This window comes from Cellulomonas sp. NPDC057328 (assembly GCF_042667215.1).
Taxonomy (GTDB): Bacteria; Actinomycetota; Actinomycetes; order Actinomycetales; family Cellulomonadaceae; genus Cellulomonas.
The window spans coordinates 1-7230 of record NZ_JBHUZW010000156.1 but is presented as its reverse complement, the minus strand read 5'-3'; the positions used below and the strand labels follow the sequence as shown (position 1 = coordinate 7230).

The following is a 7230-nucleotide window of genomic DNA, read 5'->3' as shown; positions in this document are numbered from 1 at the left end:
GGTCGGGACCGGCGACCTCGACGGCGGACCGGCGACCTCGGCGTGGTGGTGCGGGGTCGCGGCGGTGCCGGGTCAGCCGGCGTCGAACCGCTGGTCGTCCTCCGGGTGCTCGGCCGACTCGCCGACCGACTCCTGGTGCAGGTCCGCCTCGTTCGGGCCGGTGCCCGTGTCGACGGGCGCGCCGCGCTGCTCGTCGCCGTGGGTGTCGCCGCCCGTCGACGGGGGGCCGGGGTTCTCGCTCATGCGTGCTCCTCCGATGTCGGTGGTGCGTCGGGCGGTGGACCGCCCACGTCGAGCATCCCCACCGGCGCACCCGCGCGCACCTCGAGCGCACGGCGAGCCGCTCCGCGACACGCGGGCACCGCACGCGCGTCCGTGCCACGCTCGGGGTCGAGCCGAGGGGGCGACATGGACACCAGCGACGTCATGACGTGGGTGCGGGCGTACGAGCGCGCGTGGCGGGACCAGGACGTGGGGGCGGTCGAGCGCCTGTTCACCGAGGACGCGCTGTACCTGCGCGGCGCGTACGACGAGGGGCTGCGCGGCCGTGCCGCGATCGCGGAGTTCTGGCTCGACCCGACGCCGTTCTCCATGACGGCCGAGCCGGTGGCGGTCGGAGCGCCGACGGCGGTGGTCCGCGTCGAGGTGCACTACCTCGGCGACGAGCCGCACGAGTTCCGCGACCTGTGGGTGATCCGGTTCGCCGCCGACGGGCGGGCGGAGCACTTCGAGGAGTGGGCGCACTGGCCGGGCCTGGAGTACACGGACGGCGACTGACGCCACCGGCGGGCGCGCGAGGACGCGGTGCTCAGTCGCCGTCGATCGGCGTCGCCGTGCCCGTGACCGTGACGCCGCCCGACGCCGGCACGTCGACGAGCAGCACGCCCGGTCGTCCGACGTGCCGGCCCTGGTGGACGCGCACGCGTGCGGGCGGCGCGACGAGGCCGAGCGCGCGCAGGTAGGCGCCCGTCGCGGCGGCCGCGGAGCCCGTCGCCGGGTCCTCGGTGAGCACGCCGACGGGGAAGAGGTTGCGTGCCTCGTACTCCGGCGGCGCGTCCGCGGCCGCGCCGCGCGGGTGCAGCACGGTCACCGTGCCGGACCACCCCTCGCGGTCCATGAGGGTGCGCAGGGCGGCGGGGTCGAACGTGAAGGCGTCGAACGTCGTCGCGTCGCGCAGCACGACCACCGGGTGCACGTTCCCCGCGTACGCGGCGCGCGGCGGGTGCGCCGGGTCGACGTCGGCGCGCGTGACGCCGAGCACGCCGAGCAGCTCGTCCAGGACGTCGTCGGCGAGGTCGTCGACGCGCGGCTCGACGCTCGTGAACGACGCCGTCACGACGCCGTCGGCCTCCCGCGTCACGATCGTCACCGGACCGACCGGCGTGCGGAACACCAGGTCACCCGGACCCTGGCGCACCGCGAGCGCCACCGCCGTCGCGACCGTCGCGTGCCCGCAGAACGGCACCTCGGCGACCGGCGAGAAGTACCGCACCGTCAGCGTGCCCGGGTCGGTGACGAACGCCGTCTCCGCGTAGCCGACCTCCGCGGCGACGGCGAGCATCCGCGCGTCGGACCACCCCCGCGCGTCGAGCACCACGCCCGCGGGGTTGCCGCCGCCCGGCGCGGCCGCGAACGCGGCCCACCGCTGCACGTCGTCCGTCGTCATGGCCGCACCCTACGGACGCCGCGGGTCAGATCGTGAACGGGTCGCCCGCGTACGGGCGCAGGCTGTCCGGCGCGGGGAACGGCAGCGTCCACGTGCGCATCTCGGCGTCCACGGCACCGAAGTCGTCCATCTTCACGACGACCCGCTCCGGGCTGACCTCCACCATGCGCACGCGCAGCCACCGGCCGTCCTCGACGCGCAGCTGCCACAGGTCCGCGAGCCAGTGCAGGCCGCGCTCCTCGAGGGCCTCCTCGGCGACGTCCCAGTCGACGACGTCCGTCACCGCGCGGCCCAGCCGGTCCACCGCGACGAACCCGTCGCCCTCCGGGCGCAGCCAGCCGACGAGCTCGCGGTCGCCCGCGCGGCGGTGCTCGATCCAGTCCTGGGGAAGCATCGGGCGAGCGTAGGCGGCGGGCGGCTCCGGCGGCACGGGCATATGGCGTCGGCGGTGGCGTCGCGCCCACGTCGTGGGACGACTCGTTTCACCCGCTCCTCCAGGTCGGTCGTCCAGTCATGGGAGGACGTGAGGGGTGCTGGCACCCGCGCAGATGTCGCCGTCGACCTGATTGCCCGATCTGTCTGCACGATCGTGACTTGCAGTGGTGCCCGTCCCCCTTCCGTGTGGCGGGTCCCGTGCCTATCGTGAGAGACGTGCACCCAGTCAGTGAGAGGCTCCGTGACGCCCGCGAGCGGTCCGGCCTGAGCCAGGCCGACCTCGCCCGGGCGGCGATGATGCATCCGAGCTACGTCTCGCACCTCGAGCGCGGCATCCGGGGACCCGGTCCCGCGGCGCTCGAGCGGCTCGCGAGCGCGCTCGGCATCACCACCACCTACCTGGAGCAGGGCGACCGGTCGCCGGCGTACCAGGCGTCCGAGGCCGCCGTCGTCCGCGCGCGCCAGCTCGTGCGCTCGGGACGTCCCGGCGCCGCCGCGGCCGAGCTCGCCGCCGTCGACCTCGACGCCCTCGACGTCGACCAGGCCGGCCGCGTGCTGCTCGCCCACGCCGACGCGCTCGACCGGGTCGGCGAGCTCGAGGAGGCGTGCCGCCTGCTCGCGGACGCGACGCAGCGGTTCGCCGACGGGCACCGCCCGGTCCGGGCCGCGCAGGCGGCGACCCGCCTCGTCATGGCCCTCACCGAGGCCGGCGAGCTCACCGCGGCGGTCCAGGCCGGCGAGCACCACCTCGCGGCGCTCGCCGAGGGCGCGGACGGCAGCGACGCGCTGTTCCGGCTCGAGTCCACCCTCGTCTGGGCGTACGTCGCCCGCGGCGACAACACGTACGCGCTGGTGCGCGGCAAGGACCTGCTCGCGCGGGCGCTGCAGAACGGCTCGGCGCGCGCCGTGTCGTCCGTGCACTGGAACCTGGCGTTCGTCGAGGACGCGTACGGCCACGGCGACGAGGCGCTCGCACACCTGCGGGCCGCCCTCGCGGTGTCGGGCAACGACGAGGCCGACAGCGACGTGCCGCTGCTGCGCCTCGACCTCGCGCAGCTGCTGCTGGAGGTGACGCCGCCGCGTCCCAAGGAGGCGCTCGCCGAGCTCGACGCCGCCCGCCTCGCGCTGGAGATCGGCGAGTCCCAGGTCGACCTGGCCCGTGCGGCGACGTTCCGCTCGCGCGCGCAGCTCCTGCTCGGGCAGACCCGTGCCGCGCTCACGTACGGGCTCAAGGCCGTCGAGCTGATCGGGCCCGGCGAGCGCCGTGACGGCGCCGCCGCGCACGAGGCGCTGGGCGACGCCCTGCTGGCGTCGGGCGAGCGCGTGGCGGCCCTCAAGGCCTACCGGGAGGCGGCGAGCCGGCTCGAGTCGATGCCGCCCGGGCGTCCCGCCGCCGCGGCGTGGCGCCGCCTCGCGGACCGCCTGCGCGTCGCCGGCGACGGCATGGACGCGGTCGTGGAGACCTACGGCCGCGCACTGGCGGCCCTCGGCGCGCGGACGACGATGCGCCTGCCCGTCGCGCGCTGAGGCGCACGGCTCGATCGGTACGACGGCGGTCCCGCACGGGGCCGCCGTCGTCGTTTCCGGGACCGGCCGCCTGGGGGCGACACGGCGTGCGCGAGGCCGGGGACGGGGCACAGCTCGCTGCGGCCGGGGAGCTGCGGCCGGGGACGCGACACGGCTCCCAGCTGCCGGGGTCGCGGACGCCCTCGGTCGCGGGCCGCGCCGGCGCCGGGTGCGGCTCGGGGAGGGGGCCCGATGCGCCCCGTCCGGGGGATCGGCGTGCCGGATCCGGACGCTCGCCATCCGCCCCCGGGGGGCGGTCCGCGACACGCCCGGGCGACCAAAATTCGCGGAGAGTCTATACCAGTATTCCGAGAGTCATTGCGGGCGCGACACTCGGGTCGGGAACATCTCCGTCGTGCCGGACGGACCGGCGCACCAGACCGGAGGTCCTCCCATGAAGAAGAAGCTCGTCGTCGCCGTGTTCGTCGCCCTCACCGCCGTCACGGGTGTCACCGGTGCGGCCATCGCCCAGGCCGACTCCGCGGTCGCCGCCCCCTGCTGCAAGTCCTGACACCACGCGCGCCCCGCACACCGGGGCTCGACGCGAACGCGCCGCGCCCGGCCGGACCTCCGGCCGGGGCGGCGCGTCGTCGTTCCCCCCTCGGCGGCGTCCCTCCCCGGCTGCGTGACCGCCCTGCCGGCGCCCGCTCGGGTCAGTCCCGCGGTGCCCGTCCCGCCGCCCGGCGCGCCGCCTCATCCAGCCGCGCGCGGTGCGCGGCCCACTCCTCGGCCGTCCGCCCGGTGACGTTCGCGTCGCCGGGACGCTGACCCGCACGGCCGTCCAGCCCCTCGCGCAGGATGTCGGCGTGCCCCGCGTGCCGGGCGACCTCCCCGAGCAGGTGCACCAGCACCGCGTGCAGCGTGACGTCCCGCCGCTGCGGCCCCCACCACGGCACGACGCCGCGGGCGTCGAGCGGCAGCGCGGCGACCGTCGCGTCCGCGTGCGCCGCGGACCCGGCCCAGAACGCCAGCACGTCGGCGCGGGACTCCTCCGGCCCGGCCCACAGGTCCGCGTCGGGCTCGGCGTCGTCCGCCGCCCACGGGACCTCCTCGAGCGGGGACGGCCGGCCGAACACACCGCCCAGGTACCCGACCTGCACGGTCGCGACGTGCTTGACCAGGCCGAGCAGGTTCGTGCCCGTCGGCGTCAGCGGACGGCGCACGTCGTAGTCGTCCAGGCCGTCCAGCGTGCTCAGCAGGTCGTCGCGGCTGCCGCGCAGGTACCGGTGCAGCGTCTCCTTGTCGTCCATCCGCCCACCCTGCCGCACCCCACCGACACCGCGGCGCCCCGGCGACACGATCCCGCCCCCGCCACCCCGCCACCGCCGACTGCGGTACATGCGTCACGACTGCGGGTGCTGCACAGACCGCACTCGTGACGCATCCACCGCAGTGGTGGGACGGCGGTGGCGGGCGGGGCGGACGGGAGTGCCGGGGGTCAGACGTCGAGCGTGCCGCGGACGATCGAGTCGCCGGAGTGGGCCGGGTCGCCGTCGAGGGGCTCGGAGGAGACGTCCACCACGGGGAACTCGCCCACGTCGAGGTCGTCGGGCAGCGCGAACCGGCCGGAGGTCCCCGTGAGCGGGCCCAGGCTCACCAGGCCCGACACGTCGGGGCGCAGCAGCCACACCTCGCGGTAGCCCGCGTCGGTGGCACCGTCCGCGACGTCGACCACGAGCACGCGCGACCCGTCGGGTGCGGTCTCGAGCTCGGCGGTGCCCTGGGCCTGCCAGCCGGGCAGCGCGTCGAGCGTCGCGCGGGCGACGACCGTCGTCGCGGGCTCGCGCGTGGCCGTCCACCACGCGCCGACCCCGCCGACGAGCACGCCGGCCGCGGCGGCTCCCGCCACCCAGGCCCACCGGCGCGGGCGCAGCGGCACGACGGGGGCGAGCTCGGCGTCGGGCGCGGGACCGGCGGCGACCGTGCCGCCGCCGGGCGCAACCGTCCGTGGCGCGCCCGCGTCGTCCGTCGGCACCGTCGCCACGGGCGTCGCGTCCAGGCCCAGCTCGGCCGCGACCCGCTCCCACACGTGCGGGGCCGGCGCGACGAGCGGGCCGTCCGCCTGCGCGGCGCGGGCCACGCCGACCAGCTCGCGCAGCTGCGCCAGCTCGTCGGTGCACCGCGCGCACGCGGCCACGTGCGCGCGCTCGGCGTCGCTGCCGGCGTCCTCGCCGAGGGCGAGGAGGCTCAGCACGTCGTCGTCCACGTGCGCGTCACTCGGCGGCACCCTCCACCTCCCATCGGCTCCGCAGCCGGGCGAGGCTGCGTCGGACGTGACTCTTCACGGTGCCCAGCGGCAGGTCCAGGCGGCGCGCGATCTGCTCGTGCGTCAGGTCGTCGTAGAACGCGAGGCGCAGGATCGTGCGCTGCGGGTCGCCGAGCCGGTCGAGCTCGTCGCGCACGACGACGCGGTCGACGACGCGGTCGTCGTGGGCGGGCGCCGCCTCCGTGCCGGCGGCGACGGTCGACGTCTCCGCGGCCACCTCGAGCCGGCCGTCCCGGGCGCGGCGCGCGTGCGCGTCGGCCACCGCGTGCTTGGTGATGCCCAGCAGCCAGGCAGGCAGGCGCGAGCGGGTGGGGTCGAAGCGGTGCCGGCCGCGCCAGGCGTCGACGAACACCTGCTGCGTGACGTCCTCGGCCTCCGCGACGCTGCCGAGCGAGCGCAGCGCGACCGTGTGCACGAGCGTCGCCCAGCGGCGGTACGCCTCGCGCACAGCAGCCTCGTCGCCCGCGGCGAAAGCCTCGCCGAGGGCGGCGACGCCGTCGTCCGTGGCCGGGCCCCGCTCGGGCGGCACGGCCGAGAGGCCGGACGGGGGTACTGCCACCGGCACGGACCGCTCCTGTCCTGTCGTCCGTCCCCGCACCTGCTGCAGCACGGTCAGCCGCCCAGCGGGAGGGCGGTGACGACGACGTTGTCCGCATAGTGTCCGACCTGGCGGTCGAACGCACCTCCGCAGGTCACGAGGACGAGCCGCGGCGCGCCCGTGTGGTCGAACCACTCGCCGACGGGTGCGGTGTCCTTGGGCACGCGCACCACGTCCTGCACGCGGTACTCGTAGGTGGTCCCGTCGGCGGTGGTGACGACGACCGCGGCGCCCGCCGCCACGTCCCGGAGCCGCGCGAACGGACCGATGCCGGTGGCGGCGGAGTCGACGTGCGCCGCGACGAGCGTCGAGCCCTCGGGTGCCGCGGGCGCCGGGCCGAACTCGTACCAGGCGGCGACCTCGGCGGTGTCGGGGAGGGCCATGTCGCCCGCGGGGGCGACGCCGGCCGGCTCGACCGGCATGTCGATCCCGAGGTCGGGCACCTGCACCCGCACCGGCGGGAGGACTACCGGCTGCGGCGTCGCGCCGAGGGACGCGTCGCGCAGCGGCACGGCCGGCACGGCGGCGGGCGGGGTGGCGGACGGCGTCGGCGTGGCGGACGCCGTCGCGGCGGCGGCCGTGGGGCTTGCCGTCCCCTCGGGCGCGTCGCTGCTGCACGCCGTCAGGACGAGGAGGGCCGCCACGGCCGCCGCCCCGCCGGCGGGGCCCCCCCGCCGGCCGCCGGGGACCAGGGGCGTA

Annotated in this window: 9 protein-coding genes; 2 read left to right on the top strand and 7 right to left on the bottom strand. The window is 77.1% G+C overall.

Features of this window, described 5'->3' with window-relative positions; all coding sequences use genetic code 11:
• Nucleotides 1-72 precede the first annotated feature (72 nt).
• Nucleotides 73-243 carry a hypothetical protein gene (locus tag ACFUMH_RS17870; protein WP_378208718.1) on the bottom strand — a complete coding sequence of 57 codons (171 nt, stop codon included), beginning with the start codon at nucleotides 241-243 and terminating at the stop codon, nucleotides 73-75.
• Nucleotides 244-408: 165 nt separating this feature from the next.
• Between ACFUMH_RS17870 and ACFUMH_RS17865 the strand changes: the two genes are divergently transcribed.
• Nucleotides 409-777, top strand: a complete 369-nt coding sequence (locus ACFUMH_RS17865) for a nuclear transport factor 2 family protein (protein WP_378208716.1) — start codon at nucleotides 409-411, stop codon at nucleotides 775-777.
• Nucleotides 778-808: 31 nt separating this feature from the next.
• Here ACFUMH_RS17865 and ACFUMH_RS17860 read toward each other — a convergent pair whose 3' ends face one another.
• Nucleotides 809-1666, bottom strand: a complete 858-nt coding sequence (locus ACFUMH_RS17860; protein ID WP_378208714.1) for a PhzF family phenazine biosynthesis protein — start codon at nucleotides 1664-1666, stop codon at nucleotides 809-811.
• A 25-nt stretch (nucleotides 1667-1691) separates the two neighbouring features.
• On the bottom strand, nucleotides 1692-2060 hold the full coding sequence (locus ACFUMH_RS17855; RefSeq protein ID WP_378208712.1) for a hypothetical protein: 369 nt from the start codon (nucleotides 2058-2060) through the stop codon (nucleotides 1692-1694).
• A 257-nt stretch (nucleotides 2061-2317) separates the two neighbouring features.
• On the opposite strand from ACFUMH_RS17855, the gene ACFUMH_RS17850 reads away from it, so the two are divergent.
• On the top strand, nucleotides 2318-3628 hold the full coding sequence (locus ACFUMH_RS17850) for a helix-turn-helix domain-containing protein (RefSeq protein WP_378208710.1): 1311 nt from the start codon (nucleotides 2318-2320) through the stop codon (nucleotides 3626-3628).
• Nucleotides 3629-4320: 692 nt separating this feature from the next.
• Here ACFUMH_RS17850 and ACFUMH_RS17845 read toward each other — a convergent pair.
• The 4 genes from ACFUMH_RS17845 to ACFUMH_RS17830 all read right to left on the bottom strand — a co-directional run.
• Nucleotides 4321-4917 carry a DinB family protein gene (locus ACFUMH_RS17845; protein WP_378208708.1) on the bottom strand — a complete coding sequence of 199 codons (597 nt, stop codon included), beginning with the start codon at nucleotides 4915-4917 and terminating at the stop codon, nucleotides 4321-4323.
• 188 nt (nucleotides 4918-5105) lie between these two features.
• Nucleotides 5106-5873: an anti-sigma factor gene (locus ACFUMH_RS17840; protein WP_378208706.1), complete on the bottom strand. Its 768-nt coding sequence runs from the start codon at nucleotides 5871-5873 to the stop codon at nucleotides 5106-5108.
• Between the two features lie 7 nt (nucleotides 5874-5880).
• Nucleotides 5881-6492: an RNA polymerase sigma factor gene (locus tag ACFUMH_RS17835; RefSeq protein WP_378208720.1), complete on the bottom strand. Its 612-nt coding sequence runs from the start codon at nucleotides 6490-6492 to the stop codon at nucleotides 5881-5883.
• 53 nt (nucleotides 6493-6545) lie between these two features.
• Nucleotides 6546-7230: class F sortase (locus ACFUMH_RS17830; RefSeq protein WP_378208704.1), on the bottom strand; the 685-nt coding region annotated here is incomplete at its 5' end.